This is a genomic window from Kitasatospora sp. NPDC059462, assembly GCF_042749955.1.
Taxonomy (GTDB): Bacteria; Actinomycetota; Actinomycetes; order Streptomycetales; family Streptomycetaceae; genus Kitasatospora.
Genome location: NZ_JBHYUU010000058.1, coordinates 19897 through 40150, shown reverse-complemented (window position 1 = coordinate 40150; position 20254 = coordinate 19897). Strand labels below are relative to the sequence as shown.

Annotated in this window: 18 protein-coding genes; 2 read left to right on the top strand and 16 right to left on the bottom strand. The window is 75.3% G+C overall.

Translation table 11 applies throughout. The annotated features are described in order from the left end of the window. Positions 1 to 54: 54 nt before the first annotated feature. A complete protein-coding gene (locus tag ACFXAM_RS17330; protein WP_380292032.1) occupies positions 55 to 225 on the bottom strand; it encodes a hydrophobic protein in 171 nt (56 codons plus the stop codon). Between the two features lie 208 nt (positions 226 to 433). Here ACFXAM_RS17330 and ACFXAM_RS17325 point away from each other — a divergent pair, with 208 nt between their 5' ends. Next, the gene (locus ACFXAM_RS17325; RefSeq protein WP_380292030.1) at positions 434 to 592 is read left to right on the top strand and encodes a hypothetical protein; all 159 of its coding nucleotides are present in this window, start codon (positions 434 to 436) and stop codon (positions 590 to 592) included. Between the two features lie 183 nt (positions 593 to 775). Here ACFXAM_RS17325 and ACFXAM_RS17320 read toward each other — a convergent pair whose 3' ends face one another. From ACFXAM_RS17320 to ACFXAM_RS17305, 4 genes are all read right to left on the bottom strand, one after another. Continuing rightward, positions 776 to 1966 (bottom strand): homoserine O-acetyltransferase, encoded by a 1191-nt coding sequence (locus ACFXAM_RS17320; RefSeq protein ID WP_380292038.1) that lies wholly within the window; start codon positions 1964 to 1966, stop codon positions 776 to 778. Continuing rightward, positions 1963 to 3324: a bifunctional o-acetylhomoserine/o-acetylserine sulfhydrylase gene (locus ACFXAM_RS17315; RefSeq protein ID WP_380292028.1), complete on the bottom strand. Its 1362-nt coding sequence runs from the start codon at positions 3322 to 3324 to the stop codon at positions 1963 to 1965. Before ACFXAM_RS17315 ends, ACFXAM_RS17320 begins: the two co-directional genes overlap by 4 nt. A 319-nt stretch (positions 3325 to 3643) precedes the next feature. Then, positions 3644 to 4081 carry an ATP-binding protein gene (locus ACFXAM_RS17310; RefSeq protein WP_380292026.1) on the bottom strand — a complete coding sequence of 146 codons (438 nt, stop codon included), beginning with the start codon at positions 4079 to 4081 and terminating at the stop codon, positions 3644 to 3646. Between the two features lie 114 nt (positions 4082 to 4195). Then, on the bottom strand, positions 4196 to 4582 hold the full coding sequence (locus ACFXAM_RS17305; protein ID WP_380292024.1) for an STAS domain-containing protein: 387 nt from the start codon (positions 4580 to 4582) through the stop codon (positions 4196 to 4198). A gap of 314 nt (positions 4583 to 4896) precedes the next feature. Here ACFXAM_RS17305 and ACFXAM_RS17300 point away from each other — a divergent pair, with 314 nt between their 5' ends. Beyond that, entirely contained in the window at positions 4897 to 8529 is a 3633-nt protein-coding gene (locus ACFXAM_RS17300; RefSeq protein WP_380292036.1) for a SpoIIE family protein phosphatase, read from the top strand. Between the two features lie 22 nt (positions 8530 to 8551). On the opposite strand, the gene ACFXAM_RS17295 is transcribed toward ACFXAM_RS17300, so the two are convergent. The 11 genes from ACFXAM_RS17295 to ACFXAM_RS17245 all read right to left on the bottom strand — a co-directional run bounded on the left by ACFXAM_RS17295 (position 8552) and on the right by ACFXAM_RS17245 (position 19716). Continuing rightward, entirely contained in the window at positions 8552 to 9571 is a 1020-nt protein-coding gene (locus ACFXAM_RS17295; RefSeq protein ID WP_380292022.1) for a YdcF family protein, read from the bottom strand. Positions 9572 to 9817: 246 nt separating this feature from the next. Next, a complete protein-coding gene (locus tag ACFXAM_RS17290; RefSeq protein ID WP_380292020.1) occupies positions 9818 to 10159 on the bottom strand; it encodes an STAS domain-containing protein in 342 nt (113 codons plus the stop codon). Then, a complete protein-coding gene (locus ACFXAM_RS17285) occupies positions 10156 to 11199 on the bottom strand; it encodes a B12-binding domain-containing protein (protein WP_380292018.1) in 1044 nt (347 codons plus the stop codon). Before ACFXAM_RS17285 ends, ACFXAM_RS17290 begins: the two co-directional genes overlap by 4 nt. A gap of 11 nt (positions 11200 to 11210) precedes the next feature. Beyond that, positions 11211 to 12884 (bottom strand): PP2C family protein-serine/threonine phosphatase, encoded by a 1674-nt coding sequence (locus ACFXAM_RS17280; protein WP_380292016.1) that lies wholly within the window; start codon positions 12882 to 12884, stop codon positions 11211 to 11213. 128 nt (positions 12885 to 13012) lie between these two features. Continuing rightward, the gene (locus ACFXAM_RS17275) at positions 13013 to 13378 is read right to left on the bottom strand and encodes an STAS domain-containing protein (RefSeq protein WP_380292014.1); all 366 of its coding nucleotides are present in this window, start codon (positions 13376 to 13378) and stop codon (positions 13013 to 13015) included. A 34-nt stretch (positions 13379 to 13412) separates the two neighbouring features. Then, the gene (locus ACFXAM_RS17270; protein WP_380292012.1) at positions 13413 to 15071 is read right to left on the bottom strand and encodes a SpoIIE family protein phosphatase; all 1659 of its coding nucleotides are present in this window, start codon (positions 15069 to 15071) and stop codon (positions 13413 to 13415) included. Then, positions 15068 to 16864: a hybrid sensor histidine kinase/response regulator gene (locus tag ACFXAM_RS17265; protein ID WP_380292009.1), complete on the bottom strand. Its 1797-nt coding sequence runs from the start codon at positions 16862 to 16864 to the stop codon at positions 15068 to 15070. Before ACFXAM_RS17265 ends, ACFXAM_RS17270 begins: the two co-directional genes overlap by 4 nt. Continuing rightward, positions 16861 to 18096 carry an ATP-binding protein gene (locus ACFXAM_RS17260; RefSeq protein ID WP_380292007.1) on the bottom strand — a complete coding sequence of 412 codons (1236 nt, stop codon included), beginning with the start codon at positions 18094 to 18096 and terminating at the stop codon, positions 16861 to 16863. The genes ACFXAM_RS17265 and ACFXAM_RS17260 overlap by 4 nt, the downstream gene beginning before the upstream one ends. Beyond that, positions 18084 to 18461 (bottom strand): anti-sigma regulatory factor, encoded by a 378-nt coding sequence (locus ACFXAM_RS17255; protein WP_380292034.1) that lies wholly within the window; start codon positions 18459 to 18461, stop codon positions 18084 to 18086. The genes ACFXAM_RS17260 and ACFXAM_RS17255 overlap by 13 nt, the downstream gene beginning before the upstream one ends. A 35-nt stretch (positions 18462 to 18496) precedes the next feature. Beyond that, complete coding sequence (locus ACFXAM_RS17250; protein ID WP_380292005.1) at positions 18497 to 18877, bottom strand: STAS domain-containing protein; 381 nt, start codon at positions 18875 to 18877, stop codon at positions 18497 to 18499. Next, positions 18874 to 19716: an STAS domain-containing protein gene (locus ACFXAM_RS17245; protein ID WP_380292003.1), complete on the bottom strand. Its 843-nt coding sequence runs from the start codon at positions 19714 to 19716 to the stop codon at positions 18874 to 18876. The genes ACFXAM_RS17250 and ACFXAM_RS17245 overlap by 4 nt, the downstream gene beginning before the upstream one ends. Positions 19717 to 20254: the final 538 nt, after the last annotated feature.

Below are 20254 nucleotides of genomic sequence, written 5' to 3'. Positions count from 1 at the left end.
ATACTCTGAAGAGTACGCCGGGCGTATCGCCCTTAATAATACCTGTGGCCGGGACTACCAGCGGTACCAGCGGTGTCGGCTGCCCGAGGGATGCGTGCCGCGGGCGACGAAGCCGAGCAGCCAGACCACGAGCACGATGACGGCGGCCCACCACAGGATCTTCAGAGCGAAGCCCGCGCCGAAGAGGATCAGGGCCAGGAGCAGGACCAGCAGAAGGGGAACCACGGTGACCTCCCAAGTGTGTGGCCCCGCAACTGCCCGGTGGGCGCGAGGATATGCACGGGTCAGGTGTTCCGTTGCGGGCCGACGGCAGGGGGAGGGCGCGTCCTCCGACCCCGGCTGCCGGCTCCTGCCGGGCCGATGACATGACATCAGCCGGACCGGGCAGGCGGTGTCCGAGGTCGATGCCGTCCCGACATCCCTGGAGGCACGCGTGATCGTGTTCATGGTGTTCCTGCTCGTTCCGCCGGCGCTGGCGATGGTCCTGGTCGCGACCGGGCCCTCGGCCGCTCGTCCGCGCCACCGGCCGACGGCCGCCGCCGTCCGGGCCGACCGCGTCCGGCAGCCGCGTCACGCCCGTGCGCCGCGCTGAACCGTCCCTGCGGCGCCCGGCCGGGACGCACCTGCCCGGCCGCTCCCTGCCGGAGCGGCACCGACCTGCGGTGCCCCCTGTGCGGTCCGCCTCGGTGGTGACGGCGCGGTGTTCACCGTGCGGCCGCCCGGTACGCCGGGACCGCCGGGACCGCCGGGCCCCCCGAGGCCCCCGCCGGGGTCCTCACCCGGCGGGGGCGGTGGCCGACGGCTCCCGCACGTCGTCCACGAGCTCCCGCAGCAGCGCCGTGACCTGCGCCGTCTCGATGAGGAACCCGTCGTGGCCGTACGGCGAGGAGATCACCCGGGCCCGGTCGGCGGAGGGGATGCCGGCGGCGAGCTCCTCCTGCTGGGCGAGCGGGTAGAGGCGGTCGGTGTCGACCCCCGCCACCAGGGTCCGGGCGGTCACCCGCGCCAGGGCGGCGCGCGTGCCGCCGCGCCCCCGGCCCGTGTCGTGGGCGTTCATCGCCTCGGCCAGCACCGCGTAGCTGGCCGCGTCGAAGCGCCGGACCAGCTTGGCGGCGTGGTGGTCCAGGTAGGACTCGACCTGGTGGCGGCCGCCCGTCCGGGGGTCCTCGCCGTCCTGGGCGCGGTTGCCGAAGCGGACGTCGAGCTCCTCGGCGCCGCGGTAGGTGATGTGGGCGATGCGCCGGGCGGTGCCGAGACCGGCGTGCGGGCCCTGCCCGGCGGCGGCGTCGTGATAGTCGCCGCCGCGCCAGTTCGGATCGGCGCGGATCGCGTGGAGCTGGGCGCTCGTCCAGGCGATCTGGTCCGCGCTCGCCGCCGCCGTCGTGGCGAGCAGGAACAGCGAGGCGACCCGCTCCGGGCGGGAGACGGCCCACTCCAGCGCGCGCATCCCGCCCATCGAGCCGCCGACCACCAGGGCCCAGCGTCCGATGCCCAGCGCGTCGGCGAGCCCGGCCTCGGCCAGGACCTGGTCACGCGGGGTCAGACGCGGGAAGGACCCGCCCCAGTGCCGGCCGTCGGGGCGCAGCGACGCCGGTCCGGTGCTGCCCTGGCAGCCGCCCAGGACATTGGGGGCCACCACGAACCAGCGGTCGGTGTCGAGGGCGCGGCCCGGCCCGACCAGCGCGTCCCACCAGCCGGGGGTCGGGTGACCGGGCGCGGCCGGCCCGGCGACATGGCTGTCGCCGGTGAGCGCGTGCAGGACGAGGACCGCGTTGGAACGGTCGGGCGCGAGCCGCCCCCAGGTCTCGTACGCCAGCCGCACGCCGGCGAGCCGACCGCCCCCTTCGAGCGGCAGGGGCTCGGTGCGGTCGTACCACCGGCGGCGCCCGGGCGGGTCCCCCTCCCGCCACGCACCGGTGGCGGGAGGGGGAGCGGCCTGCGGGGTGGCCCCGTCGGCGGTGTTCAGAACGCCCCCTTCGCGGCGCGGAAACCGGCTTCGAGGTCCGCCTTGAGGTCCTCCACGTTCTCGATGCCGACCGACAGCCGCACCAGGCCGGGGGAGGTGCCGGTGGCGGCGAGCTGCGCCTCGTCGAGCTGGCTGTGCGTGGTGGAGGCGGGGTGGATGATGAGGCTGCGCACGTCGCCGATGTTGGCGAGGTGGCTGAAGAGCTCGACGGCGTCCACGAACCGCTTGCCCGCCTCGACGCCGCCGCGCAGCTCGAAGCAGAACACGGCGCCGGCTCCGCGCGGGAGGTAACGGCGCCCGGCCTCGTACCAGCGGTTGGAGGGCAGCCCGGCGTAGTGGACGGCGGAGACCTCGTCGCGCTGCTCCAGCCACTCGGCGAGCGCCTGGGCGTTGGCCGAGTGACGCTCCATGCGCAGGCTCAGCGTCTCCACGCCCTGCAGCAGCAGGAAGGCGGAGTGCGGCGCGATGGCCGGCCCGAGGTCGCGCAGCAGCTGGACGCGCAGCTTGACGGCGTACGCGCCGGGCCCGAGGGCGGGCCAGTAGCGCAGGCCGTGGTAGCTGGGGTCCGGCTCGTTGAAGTCGGGGAAGCGCTCGGCGTGGGCGCCGAAGTCGAAGGTCCCGGCGTCGACGACGACACCTCCGAGGGTGGTGCCGTGGCCGCCGAGGAACTTGGTCGCCGAGTGGACGACGACGTCGGCCCCGTGCTCGATGGGGCGCAGCAGGTAGGGGGTGGGGAGGGTGTTGTCGACGATCAGCGGGATCCCAGCCTCGTGGGCGACGTCGGCGACGGCGCGGATGTCGAGGACGTTGCCACGCGGGTTGCCGAGGCTCTCCGCGAACAGGGCCTTCGTCCCGGGCCGGATGGCGGCCCGCCAGGCGTCGAGGTCGTCCGGGTCCTCGACGAAGGACACCTCGATCCCGAACTTCGGCAGGGTGTGCCGGAAGAGGTTGTACGTGCCGCCGTAGAGGGAGGCGCTGGAGACGATGTGGTCACCGGCGCTCGCGACGTTGAGGACGGCGAGGGTCTCGGCGGCCTGGCCGGAGGCGACCGCCACCGCGGCGACCCCTCCTTCCAGGGCGGCCGTCCGCTGCTCGAAGACGTCCTGGGTGGGGTTGTGGATGCGGGTGTAGATGTTTCCGGCCTCGGCGAGCGAGAAGAGGTCGGCCGCGTGCTGGGTGTCGCGGAAGACGAACGCGGTGGTCTGGTAGACCGGGACCGCCCGGGCCCCGGTCGTGGGGTCGGGCACGGCGCCGGCGTGCACCTGCTGGGTCTCGAAGGACCAGGCGGGGGCGGGGGATCCGGCGGATCCGCCGTCGGGCGTGCGGTCGGCGGTGACGTCTTCGGTCGGCTGGCTCATGCTTCTCCTCGTACACGTGTGGAGCCCGGCGGGCCGGGCCGGCGCCGGTGTGAGCGGCGGGTGCGGGGAACGGAGGTGCGGGCGCTCCGGACGGAGCGGCCACGCGGATTCGCGGCTGGGGCTGCGGAGGGATCACCAGGCGCCGCGTCAGCGGGCGGTGGGACAACTCATGGTCGTGACGCGCGTGTAGTCCACGTGGCGCCGGGTCACGAGCATGATCATGGGCACAGGGAACCACAGGCGCGCGGCGGACACCACTGCGTCCCACCATGCGGACAGCGCGGCGGTCCGCCGGCCCTCCCCGGCCGGGCGGTGCGGCTCACAGCGGGAAGGTGACCCGGATCCGCTTGCCGCCGCCCGGCAGCGGCTTGACGTGGCAGGTACCGGAGAGGTGCTGGACGAGGGCCCAGCCACGGCCCCCGGGCGCCGCCGGATCGCGGCGGTCGAGGGCCTCGCCCGACGGGTGGGCGTCGTGGCCGTCCTCGACGTCGACGACCAGACAGCCGAGCGCCAGGTCCAGACGGGCCGCGAAGCCGGTCATGCCGCCGCCGTGGGTCCGGGCGTTGACGACGAGTTCGGTCACCGCGAGCTGCGCGTCCGCGAGGACGCGTTCGGTGTCCCGGGCCACGGCGTCCAGAAGTCCGGCGAGATGGGCGCGCGCCTCCCTCGCGGTGCGCACGATGGGCTCGACGCGCTCGGGGACCCGGCTGCCGGGGTTCTCCTCCGGGTGCGGGGCCAGCTCATCGGCGTGGGGCATGTGACGGCCTTTGATCAGGTGGTACGCGGCATGGACAGGTGGTGTTCACGAGCGTGGGACCGGAGCGCGTCTACCCCGCAGGGCGCGGAGGATCCCCGTGCGGACCCACCGGCGTCAGGGTGTCCCGGAGTGCGCCGGGCCGTGGCCGCCGCCCACCGCGCGCTCGGCCGCGGTGACGCTGTCGGCGAGGGTGAAGTGCCTGTCGGTGGCGGTGATCTCCAGCAGCCTGCGCACGGACGGCGCGAGCTGCCCCACGAGCACCATCGCACCCCCCGCCTCCTGGAGCCGCAGGTGCGCCAGGACGAGGACCCGCAGGGCGAAGGAGTCGGCGAAGGTGACCTCGGAGAGGTCGACCGCCAGCACGGCCGGCCGCTCGGCGACGGCGGCGTCCAGGCAGGCGGTGAGCTCCCGACCGGTGTCGTAGTCCAGTTCACCGCTCAGCCTGAGCACGGACGTCCTGCCCGGTCCCGGGGGACGCACCGGGCTCGTGTCGTCGGTCATGCCATCATGCTAGCCGTACCGGCTCCGGGCGGCTGAGGTGAGCGCCGCCCGGAACCCGCCCTCGTCGAGGGCCTTCCCGGCCCGCCGCCGCGGGAGGGTTCGAGGACGGCACAGGCGGTCCTGACACGGTAGGGAGCGATGCGTTGGCCGACGCGCTCGGGCACGACGAGGTGCCCAGTCCGTTCGCCGCCGACCCGCTGGTCGGCGCCGACCTGGCACGGGTGGACTGGTCCGCCACGCCGTTGGGGGATCCCCGGACCTGGCCCCAGAGCCTGCGCACGGCGGTGGGCGTCCTGCTGTCCTCCCGGTTCCCCATGTGGATGGCCTGGGGGCCCGAGCTCACCTACTTCTGCAACGACGCCTACCGGCGCGACACCCTGGGGCACAAGTACCCGTGGGCACTCGGCCGCGCCTTCGACGAGATCTGGCCGGAGATCCGGGACGACATTCGCCCGCGCATCGACACCGTCCTGCGCGACGGCCGCTCGACCTGGGACGAGGCACTGATGCTGCTGCTCCGGCGCGCCGGGTACGCCGAGGAGAGCTACCACACCTTCTCCTACAGCCCGTTGCGGGACGAGGACGACCGGGTGGCCGGCGTGCTGTGCGTGGTCAGCGAGGAGACCCAGCGCGTCCTCTCGGAACGGCGGATGGCGACCCTGCGCGACCTGGGCTCCGACCCCGGGGCCGTGCGCACCGAAGGGCAGTTCCTGGAGTTCAGCTCCGAGCAGCTGGCCCGCAACCCCTTCTGCCTGCCGTTCACGCTGACCTACCTCTTCCACGACGACGGAACCGCCGGGCTCGCCGCGGCCTCCGGCATCGCACCGGGGCACCCGGCCGCGCCGGCCGTGATCGGGCCGGACGCGCAGCTGCCGTGGCCGGCGGCCGCGGCCCGCCGGGGCCGGACGTCGCTGGTGCCGCTGACCGGGCCTCCGTTCGCCGAACTGCCCGGCGGGGCCTGGGCGGAACCGCCCCTGGAGGCCCTGGCGGTGCCGCTGAGCGTGGCGGGCGGCGAGCCGAGCGGGTTCCTGGTGACGGGGCTGAACCGCTTCCGCCTCCTGGACGACGACTACCGCGGCTTCGTCGACCTGATCGCCGGCCACCTCGCCGCCGGGATCGCCAGTGCCCGCAGCCATGAGCTCCAGCAGCGCCGCGCCCAGGAGCTGGCCGAACTCGACCGCGTGAAGAGCGCGTTCTTCTACAACATCAGCCATGAGTTCCGCACACCGCTGACCCTCGTCAGGGGACCGGTCGAGGAACTGGGACGGCGGCTGGCGGACGCCGACGAGGACGTGCGGGCGGACCTGGAGACGGTGCACCGCAACAGCCTGCGGCTCGGCAAGCTCGTCAACTCCCTGCTGGACTTCTCCCGCATCGAGGCCGGGCGGATGCCGGCCCGCCTCGAACCGGTCGACCTGGCGGCCGTCACCGCGGACCTCGCGGCGGTGTTCCGGTCCGCCGTCGAACGGTCCGGCCTGGTCCTCGACGTCGACTGCGCGCCGCTGGACCAGCCGGTCCTGATCGACCTCGGGCTGTGGGAGAAGGTGCTGTTCAACCTGCTCGGCAACGCCCTCAAGCACACCTTCGACGGCACGATCCGGGTCCGGACGGGCCGGGCGGGCGGCCTCGCGCGGCTGACGGTCGAGGACACCGGAGTCGGGATCCCGGCCGCCGAGGTTCCCCGGCTCTTCGAACGCTTCCACCGCGTCGAGGGGAGCCGGGCCCGGTCGCACGAGGGCAGTGGCATCGGTCTGGCCCTGGTCAAGGAACTGGTGGAACTGCACGGCGGCACCATCGCCGTCACCTCCGAACCGGAGCGGGGCACCTGCTTCACCGTCGACCTCCCGTTCGCAGCGGTGCCGCTGCCGGCCCGCGGGGCGGGGGACCGCCGGCCCGCCGGGGCCGAGCCCTTCCTGAGCGAGGCACTGAGCTGGCTGCCCGGCGAGGGCGGCGGCGCCGAGGGCGAGCAGCCCCGGACGGCCGGCGCCCCCGAGGGCGAGCCGGTACCCACCCACGTGCTGGTCGCCGACGACAACGCCGACATGCGCCGGTACCTGACCAGGATCCTGCGCGGCGCCGGCCACCGGGTCACCGCGGTCGCCGACGGCCTGCAGGCCCTGGCCGAGGCCACCCGGGACGTCCCCGAACTGGTGATCAGCGACGTGATGATGCCGGGCCTGGACGGCCTGAGCATGGTGACGCGGCTGCGCGCCGACCGGCGTACCGCAGCGGTGCCGGTCCTGCTGCTGTCCGCGCGGGCGGGAGTGGAGGCGTCCCTCGAAGGGCTCGGCTCCGGTGCGGACGACTACCTCGCCAAACCGTTCGCCGCCGCCGAACTCCTCGCCCGGGTGCGGTCGGCCGTCGCACTGGCCAGGATGCGCAGCCGCCACGCGCGCTGGCGCACCGCCCTGACCGACTCGCTCCAGGACGCCTTCTTCGTCTGCGAGGAGAACGGCACGGTCGTCGAGATCAACGAGGCGTTCACCACCCTCCTGGGGTACGGCCCGGAAGGCCTGCCCTACGGGCCGGCCCACCCGTGGTGGCCCTCCGCCGCCGAGGACCCCGAAGCCCACCACCGGGCGGCCGCCGCGTTCGCCGGCCTGACCCGCGACGGCAGCGGCCGCACCGACCTGCCCGTCCGCCGCGCCGACGGGCAAGCCCTGTGGGTCCAGGCCGCCTTCAACCGCGTCCGGGACCCCGACACCGCACGCACCGTCGTCGTCGGCACCCTGCGCGACGTCACGGCCGAGCATCACGCGATCCGGCGTGAGAGCGCCCTCGCCGCCCTGGGCGAACGGCTCGCCCGGGGCCGCAACGCCGACGAGGTCCTGGCCGACGCGGTGGACGGGCTGCGCGAGCTGTGGCGGGCCCGCCAGGTGCTGGCCGTCCGCTTCACCCACGGCGGCCACGGCGCGCCGCCACCCGAGGTCCGCGGGGCGGGCGACGGGCCCGGCCGTGGGCCGTCCGGCTGGCCGGACCTGCCGGAGGACCGCCGGGCCCGGCTCACCTCGCTCCTCGACGCACCCTTGCTCACCCCCGTCCTCCACCCCGGCGGGGTCGGCATCCTCCTGGAGCACCCGGCGGGTCCGCTGGTCCTGTCCGTCGACCTCGGCGACCGGCGTCCGTTCACCGCGGAGGACGGACTGCTGCTCTCCCTGCTGGCCGGCCGCCTCGCCCAGGGCCTCACCCGGGCCCACCAGGCCGACCAGCAACGCGAGACCGCCATCGCGCTGCAGCGCGCCATCCTCGGCCCGGCCGGCCTGCCGCCGGGCTTCGCGGCCCGCTACGAACCCGCGATCCGCCCCCTGGAGGTCGGCGGCGACTGGTACGACACGATGGCGCTGCCGGACGGGCGCGTCGGCATCGTGGTCGGGGACTGCGTGGGCCGGGGGCTGGAGGCGGCCAGCGTCATGGGCCAGCTGCGCAGCGCCTGCCGGGCCCTGCTCCTGCAGAACCACGCTCCCGCCCGTGCCCTGAGCGCGCTGGACACCTTCGCCGCCACGATCCCCGGCGCCCTGTGCACCACGGTGTTCTGCGCCGTCCTCGACCCCGCGAGCGGCGCGTTGTGCTACTCCTCGGCCGGCCACCCGCCCGGCCTCCTGGCGCTGCCCGACGGCTCCACCGTCGTGCTGGAGGGCGGGCGCTCGCTGCCCCTGGGCGTCCGGCCGGGACTGCCGCGTCCCGAGGCCGGTGCGGCGCTGCCCCACGGCGCCGTTCTCATGCTGTACACCGACGGGCTGGTCGAGCGGCGCAGCGCCCCGCTGACCGAAGGGATCGAGCGGGCCGGCCGCGCGCTCCGGGCCGGCGCGGACCTCCCGCTCGACGACCTCGCCGAGCACCTCACGGCGTCGCTGGCTCCGGCCCGCGGCTACGGGGACGACGTGGCCCTGCTGCTCTACCGCCACCGCTCCGCCACCACGCCGGCGCCGGACCGCGGCAGGCCGTGACCCGCCGGGAGGGCGCCCGGGCTCACCCGTGCCAGCGCGCTCGCAGACCCGCGGCGACGAGCACCGCGCACACCGCCAGGTTCGTGGCCGGGTAGGTGGTGAGGACGGCGGCGAACTCCCGCAGCGCCGCACCGGGCCGGTAGTACGCCGCGGTGGGCGCGCCGACGGCCTCGCCCCGGACGCCGGCCCGGCGCGCGGTGATGGCGGCCCGCAGGGCATGGAAGTCGTTGGTGACGATGACGCAGCGGTAGCCCGGCCGGAGCCGCTCCATCAGCGCCCTGCTGAACTCCAGGTTCTCCCGGGTGTTCGTCGAGGAGCGTTCCTGCACGACGAGCCCGTCCGGCACCCCGCGCGCCATCAGGTAGTCCGCCATCGCCTCGGCCTCCGGGACCCGTTCGTCCGAGCCCTTGCCGCCGGAGACCAGCAGGACCGGCGCCCGGCCGCGCGCCGCCTGACGGCGGAACAGCGCCAGCGCCCGCTCCAGCCGCGCCGCGAGCAGCGGCGGGACGGTGGACCCGTCGGTCAGCCCCGCGCCGAGCACGACCACGAAGTCGACCGTGCGGCGTGCCACCACCCGGTGGTAGAGCACGGCGTAGCCGACGAAGCAGGCGAGGAGGAAGGAGAGGTAGCCGGCCACCAGCAGGACGGCGGTGGCCAGCGCGCGGAACGGGCCGTTCTCGGTGACGGCGGTGGCCGCCAGCAGGCCGAGCGCCCCCAGCACGGCGGATCCGGCCAGCAGCGCGAGCAGGTTGGCCGGGCGGGCGCCTTCTCTGCGGACCGTCCGGACCCCGTTGAGCAGCAGGAACCCCGCGACGGCCGCCGCGCTCAGCGGAACGGCGACCACGACGCCGCTGGTCACCGCCCGGCCCAGGGGGTGCGGGAACCGGCCGAGCTCGACCAGGGCGCCGAGCAACAGCAGGAGCGTGCACGAGCCCAGGAGGACGCCGTTCCCGAGGCGGCGCCGGTCCGCCCGGAAACGCCGCCGGAAGACCAGGAGGGCGGCGCCGGCCGCCAGGTAGTACGGGACGAAGGACGAGGTCATGACGGCACCCCGGCGGGTTCGGCCGCCGGCCGCTCCACCCGCTCCGGCCCCCTCCTCGCCGCTGCGGCCCCTCGGCCGCCCGTCCGCGCCCGCGTTGCGGCCGTCACCCTGCCTCCCTCGACGTGGTCCGTCCGGCGTCCGGCCGGAAGCTCCCGGACGACTGCCCGGGCAGCGGCGGAACATGCCTTTCCCCGGGGGACGGCGCCCGGTGACCGTCGCGGACCGCCGGCCGGTCCCTCCCGGCGGTCAGGCCTCCCCGGCGGTGAGGTGGTCCCGGACATCGGTGAGGGTGAGGATGCGCTCCAGGATCGTGGGCCGGTTGTCCAGGTGCAGGACCGCGCCGCACCCGGTGGTGCGGCGGTGGACCATGATCAGTGCGGAGAGTCCCGAGGAGTCGATCCAGGTCATCCCCCGGAAGTCCAGGCGGACCTCCTGCAGCGCCGGCCCGTGGTGGGCGAGGTGTCGCGTGACGGTGTCGAGGAACTCGTCGCACGTGTCGTAGTCCAGCTCGCCCGCCACCCCCACGCTCAGCGTCGGGGGCGTGGCGTGGACGGTGACGGCGAAGTCGGCCGGCGACGGCCCGGTCATGAGCGGGGCCCCGGGACGGAGCGGGTGCGCAGCGCCGCGCCGCCGCGCCGGAGCAGGCCGAGTGCACGGGGGAAGTCGCGCAGCTGTCCCGCGAGCAGGCCCACGGCGGCGGCGAGGGACTGCGCCGGCACCTTGCGGACGGCGAGGATGTCGGCGGTCCAGAGGAGGAAGTCGGCGAAGACCTCCGCGTCGTCGACGTAGAGGGCGGCGGTCAGGAAGTCCACGATGTGGGCGATGTCCTCGGCCGTGCGTTCCCGCTGGTCGTCGTCGTAGGCGCCGACGGCCGGGACACGGCCCGCCAGGTCGGCCAGGGTCTGTTTGACCAGGCGGGACCGCGTCTGGCTGACCAGGGTGAACTCCTGGTCGGACAGGTGCGGCAGGTCGTCGATGACGTGGCGGACCGCCGCGGGCGAGGGCCGGGTGAGTCCGGCCTCCAGCACGGCGGCCGCGCCGCGGGCGTCCGGCGCCCACCGGTCGGCGCCCAGGGCGCGGGCGTGGCGGCCGTCGGCCCCGAAGGCGCGCCCGCCGACCATGACGGGGACGCCCACGGCCTGGCAGGCCGTGATGGCCGTGTGGGCGGCGGGCAGGTGGACGGGAAGCGAACCGGACAGCAGGACGGCGTCCGGGTCGGTGTGGTGCAGATGGGCGATCAGCTGCGCGGTGGGGGTCTGCGCCCCCAGGAAGTCCACCTGCCAGCCCCGCAGCCGCAGCGTCTCGGCGAGCAGCCGCGCGGGGAAGGCGTGCCACTCGCCGTCGACGCAGCTCACCGTGACGCGCCCGCGGGGGGCCGGTACCCGCTCCGCGGGCCGACGGTGGGCCAGCGCGGTCATGGCCCGTTCGTTGATGGCGGTGGCGGCGTGCTCCTGGGCGACGGTGAGGCGGTCGGCCGCCCACTCCGCGCCGACCCGGTGCTGCACCGGTGCGATCACGTCCAGCAGCAGGGACTCCTCGTCCAGGCCGCCCTCCAGCGCGGCACGAAGCAGTTCGACGGCGGCGTACTCGTCGCCGCCGACCACCGCCGACCACAGGGCGGTCTGCACGTCCGCCGCCCTCACCGGTGGTGTCCCGTTCCGCCGCCGGACCCGGCGGACGTTCCGCTCCCGCCGGCTGCCCCCGTTCGCGGGGCGCTGATGGCCACGGCGGCCATGTCGTCGTGGCGCCCGCCCCCCAGCCACTGCGCGGCGAGCATCTGCACCCGCTCCAGCACGGCCTCGGCCGGGATGCCCGCGCATTCGGCGAGCGCCTTCCTGAGCCGGCGCTCGCCGAACAGCTCGTCCCCGAGCAGCCCGCCGCGGGCCTCGGTGAAGCCGTCGGTGTACAGCAGGCAGGTGTCCCCGGGGTCCAGGACGGTGTGCACGGTCTGCGTGCGCACGGCCGGGAGCACGCCGACCAGCGTGCCGCGCGTGGGGACGTCCTCCACCCGGCCGTCGGCCCGGACGATCAGCGGTGGCGGATGCCCGGCGGAGGTGAGCCTCAGCCGCACCTGGCCGTCGTGGCATCCCACCGAGGCCAGCACGAGGGTGGCGAAGCGGGTGTGGCCGGAGGTCAGGAGGGCGCCGTTGAGCAGTTCCAGGACCCGGTGGTGGTCGTCGGCCAGGGGGAGGAGGGCGTGCAGGGTGTTGCGGATCTTGCCGGTGAGCACCGCGGCCTCCAGGCCCTTGCCGGCGACGTCGCCGAGCACGACCAGGGTCTCGCGGCCGGGGTCGGCACCGGCGTGGACGTCGTAGAAGTCGCCGCCGATGCGCTCGTGGGCCTTCGAGGTGCGGTAGCTGCCGGCGTAGTCCACGCCGTGCACCCGGTGCAGCGAGGGCGGCAGGAGCTCCTGCACCAGGGTGGCGGTGACCGCGGCCTGCTCGGTGTAGAGGCGGGCGGCCGAGAGCGCCGCCCCGGCGCGGGCGGCGAACAGCCGGGCGAAGACCTCCTCGCCCTCGGTGAAGGCCTGCTCGGTGCTGGAGCGCAGCAGGATCAGCGCGCCGGCGGGCACCCCGTGCCCGGGGAGCGGGGTGACGATCACCGAGCCGACCGCTCCGGCGAAGCCGTCGGGCACCACCCAGTCCGGCAGGGCGGCGGGATCGATCCAGCGCGCGGGCACCGGGGGGTAGCCCCGGAGGGCCTCGCCCAGCCCCGGAACGCCGCCCGGATCGATCGGCCGGCCGGTGCGCACGGTCGGGCCGCCCCGCAGGGCGTGGGTCAGCGGGTACCGCCGGCCCTGGGCCGGGGCGACGAGCACGGCCGCCTCCGCCAGGTGCTCGGCGGCCATGCCCGCGGTGAGTTCCATGCACCGCGGCACGTTCAGCGTCGACAGCAGGATCGAGGAGACCTCGGCCAGGATCCCGGACCGTTCCCGCGCGTCGCGCAGGGCTTCCTGGGCCAGCCGGCGGTCGGTGTCGTCGACCAGCCACCACACCACGTCGCCGTCGGCCGAGGCCGTCGGGTGGGCTTCGTAGACCCGGTCCCCGATCGTCCCGGACAGCGGACCGGCGCCCGCTTCGTGCGAGCCGTCGACGACGCGCCGGTGGGCCTCGGCCAGCCAGGCGGGCGCGTCCTCCGCCAGCCGGCGGCCGCCCTCCGCGCCCGGCAGGAGGCCCCTGCCGGCCCTGTTGACGCTCACGAGCGTCCCGTGCCGGTCGACGACGAGCACGGGATGGGGGGCTTCGCCCCAGGTCGCGCCGACCCTGCGATCGGCGTCGGACGGATGGGCGGAGGAACCGCGGACAACAGACACAGATGAAGGCACGCGCCGGTGCGCACCCCACCGCCTTCCCGTTCTGGGGGACCGGAGAAACTTGCCGTTCGCAACCGTTCCGTATTCGTGCCGATGATGCAAGCCGCTGCCGCGCACCGGGCCGCCCGTCAGCCGGAGCCCGGATCCGGGCGCAGCGCCGCGGCGGCCTCCTCGACCGTGTCGTACCTGGTCAGGAGGGCCTCGACGCCGATCATGGCCAGCAGCTGGCCGACGTCCGCCGTGGTGCCGACCAGGGCGAGGAAGGTGCCGGACTCCTGGGCCCGCCGGAGCAGGAAGAGCAGTTCGGCCATGCCCATGGAGTCGCAGAACCGCAGGCGGGCGAGGTCGAGGATCAGGGGCCGGGCCTCGGACGTCCGCTCCAGGGTGCGGTGCAGCCGTGGCGCGGTGTGGTAGTCGAGTTCGCCGGCGAGTGCGATGACGGTCGCCCCGCCGGGGTGGGTGCGGACCTCGATGGTCAGGGTGTAGTCGGGCACTCGTGCTCCGCGCGGTGGGGAAGGGGCGAACCGGTCAGTGGAGGTGGGCGATCAGCAGGGCGACGTCGTCGGCGTGCGCCCGGGCGAAGGAGGAGAGCAGCAGATCGCCGGTGGCGTCCGGATCGCCGGGGGCGTCGACGAAGGTCTTCCGCAGGGCCGTCAGGCCGGCTTCGAGGTGTTCGCCGGGGACCTCGACGAGGCCGTCGGTCACCAGCAGGAGGGTGCTGCCGGGGGGCGTGGCGTGCGTGGTGGCCGGCGGCTGGCGCATGTCGAGGCCGAGCAGGATGCCGTGCTCGGTGAGGTAGCGGGTCGTTCCGTCGGGCAGCTTCAGCAGCGGGGGCAGGTGGCCCGCGTTGGCGACGTGGATGCGCCGCCGGTCGGGTTCGATCAGCACCAGGCAGACGGTGACGGTGGTGCCCGGCCGGAGCTGGACGATCAGGGAGTCCAGGCGTTCCAGCAGGGTCCGCGGGTCGTGCCCCTCGGTCGCGTAGGCGCGCAGCGCGTGACGGATCTCGCCCATGGCCATCGCGGCCTCCAGGGAGTGGCCGGCGACGTCGCCGATGGCGAGCAGCAGCCCGGCGGGGGTCGCGACGGCCTCGTAGAAGTCGCCGCCGATCTCGCTGTGGGCGGAGGCCGGTTCGTACCGGACCGCCAGCTCGACGCCGGGGACGACGGGCAGCCGGCCGGGGAGGAAGCTGCGCTGCAGGGTGAGGGCGAGGGCGTGCTCCTCGGCCTGGCTGCGCATGGCTTCGAGGGCGAGGGCGGTGGCCTGGGTGAGCTGGGAGAGCAGCCGGCGTTCGTCCAGTCCGTCGACGGCGCCGGCGTCCACGGCCAGCGCCACCAGCGGTCGGCCCGGCTTGGTGCGGGCGACGACGAGGGCCACGGGTCCGGGGGAGAGGTGCTCCTCCGGGACGTCGTGGTCGGCGAGCGCCCGGCGCCACTCGTCGGCGGAGAGCACCGCGGTGTCGGTGCCGGTGGCGTCGCCGAGGGTGTGGTGGGCGATGGTGTCGAGCAGTGCGGGCGGGGCGTCCAGGAGGCGGACCGGCCGGTCGCCGTCCGCCGGCGGGGCCGCTCCCTCGGGGACCGCCGGACGGTGGGCGAGGTGGAGCGTGTTGCGTCCGGGGCCCTGGACGACGACGGTGGCGTGCAGCGCGGCGAGGTCGATGGCGCCGAGCGCGGCGGTGCCGACGAGGGCGTCGGCGTCCACGGCGCCGTAGAGGGCGAGGGTGCTGCGGTGGAGCGCGGCGACCCGTGCGGCCAGTCGCTCGGCCCGCCGGCGGGCGCGGGTGTACCGCAGCACGGCGGTGACGGTGGCCTGGAGTTCCGCGGGGTCGATGGGCTCGGTCAGGTAGGCGTCCGCGCCCCGGTGCAGGCCCTGGGTCCGGTCGCTGGCCTGGATCGCGGTCGCCGAGATGTGGATGACGGGCGTCGCCTCGGTGCGCGGCCGGCTCTTGATCCGCTCGCACACCTCGAAGCCGGTCATGTCCGGCAACTGGACGTCGATGATGGCGAGTTCGGGCAGGGAGGCGACGGGGGCCCGGTCCAGGAGGGCCAGGGCCTCGGTGCCGTCCCGCGCCTCGGTGACGGTGTGCCCGGCGCGGCGCAGCCAACTGCCGACGATGTAGCGGGTGGTGTCGTTGTCGTCGAGGACCAGGACGGAGGCGGGCTCGGCGTCCGGGGTGCTGTGCGTCACGGAACGTCCTCGGGCAGGGTGGGGCGTGGCGGTGGCGGTGCCGGTCGTCCGGCGGTCAGGGCGGCGGCGAGACGGCCGCTGGTCAGGGTGGGCTTGTGGAGGACGGCCCGCGCGTGGGCGAGCCGGGCGCGGTCGGCGGCGTGGAGCGTGGCGGAGGTGACGATGACGACGGGTATCCGCCGCAGCTCGGGGTCGGCGTGCAGCCCGGCGAGGACGTCGTAGCCGTCGACGTCGTCCATGTGCAGATCGAGGACGATGCCGTCCGGCCGTTGCTGCCGGACGACGGCGAGCGCGCTGCGGCCGTCGGCGACCTCGACGACGGTGTCGGCGATCTCGTGCAGCAGCGGCTTGACGACGGCCCGGAACGCCGGGTCGTCGTCGACGGTGACGAGGACGGGCAGGCGGGTGGCGGTCCGCCGGTCGTCGGCGGACGGGCGGAGCGGAAGGCGGACGGTGATGGTCGTGCCGCGGCCGGGTTCGCTCTCCAGACGCAGGGTGCCGCCCAGCAGTTCGGTGAGGCGCCTGGCGTAGGGCAGCCCCAGCCCGGTTCCCGGCCTTCCCCGCTGGTGCTGCCCCTTGACCTGGTAGAACTCCTCGAAGACGCGTCCCTGCTGGTCGGCCGGGATGCCGACACCGGTGTCGGCGACGGTCAGGACCAGGTGACCGGGGCCGGTGCTGCCGGGGGCGCCCTCGACGGCGGTCTCCAGCCGGACGGATCCCGTCTCGGTGAACTTGAGGGCGTTGGAGAGCAGGTTGCGCAGGATGCGGACGAGCATCGTCTCGTCGCCGAGCACCGGGGTGACGACCGCGGGCGGTGCGATGACCAGCGTCACGCCGGGCCGGGCCAGCCCGCGCAGGGTGCCCTCCAGGTGCGCGAGCACCGCCCGCAGGTCCAGCGGGGCCCAGGCGGGTTCGAGGTTCCCCGACTCCGCCTTGGCGACGTCCAGGAGCTCGTCCACCAGGGCGAGCAGGGTGCGGCCGGAGTCGGCGATCAGGGAGAGCTGGTGCCGGCGTGCACCGTCCGGGGTGTCCGGGGCGCCGAGGAGCAGCCCGGCCAGCCCGACGACCGCGTTGACGGGTGTGCGCAGCTCGTGGCTGACGTTGGCCCAGAACCGCGTCTTCGCCTCGCTGGCCTCGCGCAGCTGGCGGGACTTCTCGTCGAGTTCGGCGTACAGGGCGACGACACCGCGGTTGGTCTCCTCCAGCTCCTCGGACAGTTCCGAGTAGAGCGCGAGGACACCGCGGTTGGTCTCCTCCAGTTCGCCGTTGAGCCGCTGGAGCTCCTCGCGCTGGGCCCGGGTCTGCTCCAGTGCCGCGATCAGATCGCGGGTCTGCGCCTGCGCGTCCTCCGAGGCGGTCGACCCGCCGTGGGCCCGGAGGAGGCGCTGGGCCCGACCGTGCCGGGAGAGGGCCTCGTCGGCGGTCACCGCGAGCCGCTGCTCGACGCGCACCCGGCCGCTCCCGGAGCCCTGTGTGCGGGTGGTCGGCAGCAGCCGCGCGGAGGCTTCCAGCGCCTCGGCGGAGGGACCGGGGCCGCCCCTCCAGGCCAGGGTCACCCGGAGGACGGACGGCGGATCGGGCCGCAGTTCGAAGTCGGCGCTCAGCGTGCCCGAGCCGAGCAGGTCGCGGCTGAGTTCGCTCAGGGCGGTGGCGAGCCTGATGGCGTCCTGGCCCTCGGCACCCAGGAGTTCCGCGACCTCCTTGGCGCTGCGGCGCAGGGCGAAGGTCTCCTGGACGCTGGTGATCACCACTCCGGCCAGGTGGACGGGCGCGTACCGCGGCGGGGCGTTCACCAAGACCCCTTCGCCACGACCACGCCCGCGTCGTCCCGGCGGACCCCGGCCTCGCGCAGCAGCAGTGCGGCGGCCGTGGCGGGCAGGTGGGACAGCAGCCCGGGGACGGCCGGGGCCTGCCAGCGCGCCGTCAGCCCGTCGGAGTGCAGCACCACCGCGCTGCCGGGCGGGAGGTCGTACCGGATGCCGTGCAGGCTGGGCAGCTGGTGGCCGACGATGCCCGGGGTGGACGGCAGCGCGCGCCGGGCGCCGGTGGCGGCGTCCACGACGAACGTGCTGACGTTGCCCACACCGCAGAAGCTCAGCCGCCGTACGGCGGGCTCGACCAGGGCGACGGCGACCGCACCGCCCCGGCCCCCGCGCAGGGCGCGGTGGATGTCGGCGAGGACGGCCTCCGGGGTCCGGGCGGAGCTGGCGCGGAAGGCCGTGACGGCGTCCGCGGCCGCCCGGAAGGCCAGCGGGCCGTGGCCGAGGCCGTCGCAGAACATCAGCAGGAACGGGTCGCCCGCGCCGGGGGCGGAGCCGGGAGCGGGGGAGGGGCCGGTCGGTGCGGTCCGGGGGAGGGCGGACGCCGCGGGAGCGGTCGTCGCTCCCGGCCGGGGACCGCGGCCGGCCAGCGTCGACCAGTCCAGCCGGGCACCGGGAGCCGGCCGCTCCCCGGGCCGCGGCTGCGGCGCGGGGGCGGTGACCGGTGCCACGGCGCGGGCGGCCCAGGCGTCCCCGCAGACGTCCTGACCGCTCATCGGCCGGGTGATGCCCGCGGCGACGGGCTCGCCCGCCGCGGCGGCCCGCCGTCCGCCGGGCGTGCGGTTCCAGAACCGCGCCGTCAGCACGGTTCCCCGGTCCGGCAGCGAGTGGATGTCGAAGGCGTCGGCGAGCCGGGCGATGGCGCCCAGACCGATGCCGAGCGTGCCGCCCGAGGAGTAGCCGTCGGACATCGCGACCGGTACGTCCGGCATGCCGGGGCCGCTGTCCACGGTGAGGAACTCCACCGCCGCCTCGGTGTCGGTGCGCACGACGCGCAGCAGCAGTGCGCCGTCCACCGCGTGGCGGCGCAGGTTGGTCGCCGCCTCGCTGACCGCCAGCCCGACCTCGGCGGCGCGGTCCGGCAGCAGCCCGATCCGGCGGGCCAGTTCCCCGGCCGTGCTGCGCGCCGCCGCCGGGAGGGAGTCGGCGTGGCGGAACCAGGCCGAGTCCTCGCACTCGAACAGGCAGGTGTTCAGCGGGCCCATTTGGTCACCGACACCCTCGTACCGGCGTCGGCCTCGCTCGCGAGGTCGAAGTCGTCCACCAGCCGGCGGGCGCCGCTCAGCCCCAGGCCCAGGCCGCCGCCGGACGTCCAGCCGTCCGTCAGCGCCAGGTCCAGATCGGGGATGCCCGGCCCGCTGTCCTCGAAGTCCGCCCGCACCCCGCGCCGCCCGTCACGGTGCACCAGGGCGCAGCGCATCAGGCCACCGCCGCCGTAGACGAGGGTGTTGCGCGCCAGTTCGCTGGCGGCGGTGACGAGCTTCGTCTGGTCGACGAGCGAGAGCCCGCACTGCTGCGCGAAGGTCCGGACCGTCTGCCGGGCCCGCACGACGTCGTCGTTGGTCACGATGGGAACCGTGTGTTCCTCTCCCGCACCGGGCGCGCTCACGGGCGGCGGCCCGCACGCGCGGTGCGGTCACGTTCGAGGAGCGCCAGGCCCTTCTCCAGGGTGAGCGCGGTGCGCACGCCTCCCAGAGAGAGCCCCAGTTCGACCAGGGTGATCGCCACGGCGGGGCGCATGCCGACCACCACGGTCTCGGCGTCGAGCATCCGGGAGATCGCCGCGGTGTTGGCCAGCATCCGCCCCACGAAGGAGTCGACGATCTCCAGCGCGGTGATGTCGATCACGACACCGTCGGCGCCGGTGGCGACGATGCGTTCGGCGAGGTCGTCCTGGAGGTCGAGGACGGTCTGGTCCTCCAGGTCGATCTGGATCGAGACGAGCAGGACGTTGCCGAGCTTCAGGACGGGGACGCGGTCGGTCACTTCTCGCCACCGGCCGCGTACCGCTGGACGCCGCTGAGCTGGAGGACGTGCCGCAGCGCGTCGGCCAGGGTCGCCTTGGTGACGATGTCGCCGAACTGGACGCCCAGACCGACGAGCGTCTGGGCGATCTGCGGCCGGATGCCCGAGATCGTGCACTCCGCGCCCATCAGACGGGCGGCGACCACGGTCTTCAGCAGGTGCTGCGCCACCTCGGTGTCCACGGCCGGGACGCCGGTGATGTCGATGATGGCGTACTCCGATCCGGAGTCGACCAGGCTCTGCAGCAGCTTCTCCATCACGACCTGGGTGCGGGCGGAGTCGAGGGTGCCGACGAGCGGGACGGCCACCACGCCCTCCCAGAGCTTGACCACCGGGGTGGAGAGCTCCAGCAGCTGCTCCGCCTGCGCGCTGATGATCTCCTCGCGGGTGCGTGCGTAGGCCTCGATGGTGAACAGCCCCAGCGCGTCGAGCAGGCGCGTCAGCTGCAGGTAGGCCGTGATGTCCTCGGCGGAAGTGCCCGTGGTGGGGGCCAGGACGTCCTTGCAGGCGAACACGCTGGTGGCCGTCTCGCCGGGGGTGAAGCCGTGCCGGGCGCGGTTGCGCGAGAGCTCCACCAGCAGGGCGCGCACCTCGGAGAACCCTTCGCCCTGCCAGTCCAGTCCGGCCTGCTCGACGGCCTGGGTCAGGCCCCGGGAGAGCTCCGTCAGCTCGCGCTGCACCTCGGCGCGGCTGATCCGGCCCCGCAGGGTCTCGGTGACCGCCTGCACCCACTGGTCCAGCACCGTGTCGTCCCGGGTCAGCAGCTCCACGAGCCGGTCGGACGATTCCTTCACCGCCATGAGGGCGTTCTCCTTGATCGCTGGCTTCCCCCGCCCCGGAAGCCTCGGCCGTCGCGCCGTGCGCCCGGCCCGACGCGGACCGGTCAGCCGGGTCCAGGTCCGCGGGGCGTGCGGCGACCGGGTCGGCGGCGCTCGGTTGCCCCGAACACGGTGGGGTATGCACGGGCGCACCGACTTTTTCGTCCGGGACCCGACGGCGGAGCGCGGCCCCGCTCCGGCCGCAGGAGAGACGGTTCGCGGAGCGCGCCGCGGGGCGGCGCGCGGGGCGGCCCGGGCTTCGCCGCCGCCGGGGCGGAGGGGCCGCGGTGACCGGCGAGGGGCCGTGGTCGCTGTCGCGGCCCAGGGGGAGGGGTGCGGAGCCGAGGACCGCGGATCCGGCCGTGGCGCTGTGCGGGCCCGCAGGTCGGTTGGCACGGCGCCCTGCGGCGCGTGCCGTCGTTGCCGGGGCGGGAGCCGCGCTCCCGCCCCCGCCGGGGGGGGGTGGGGGCCGGTGCGGTGGTGCGGCCCCCCACACCGGGGGGTGTGGCGCCAGGAGGTG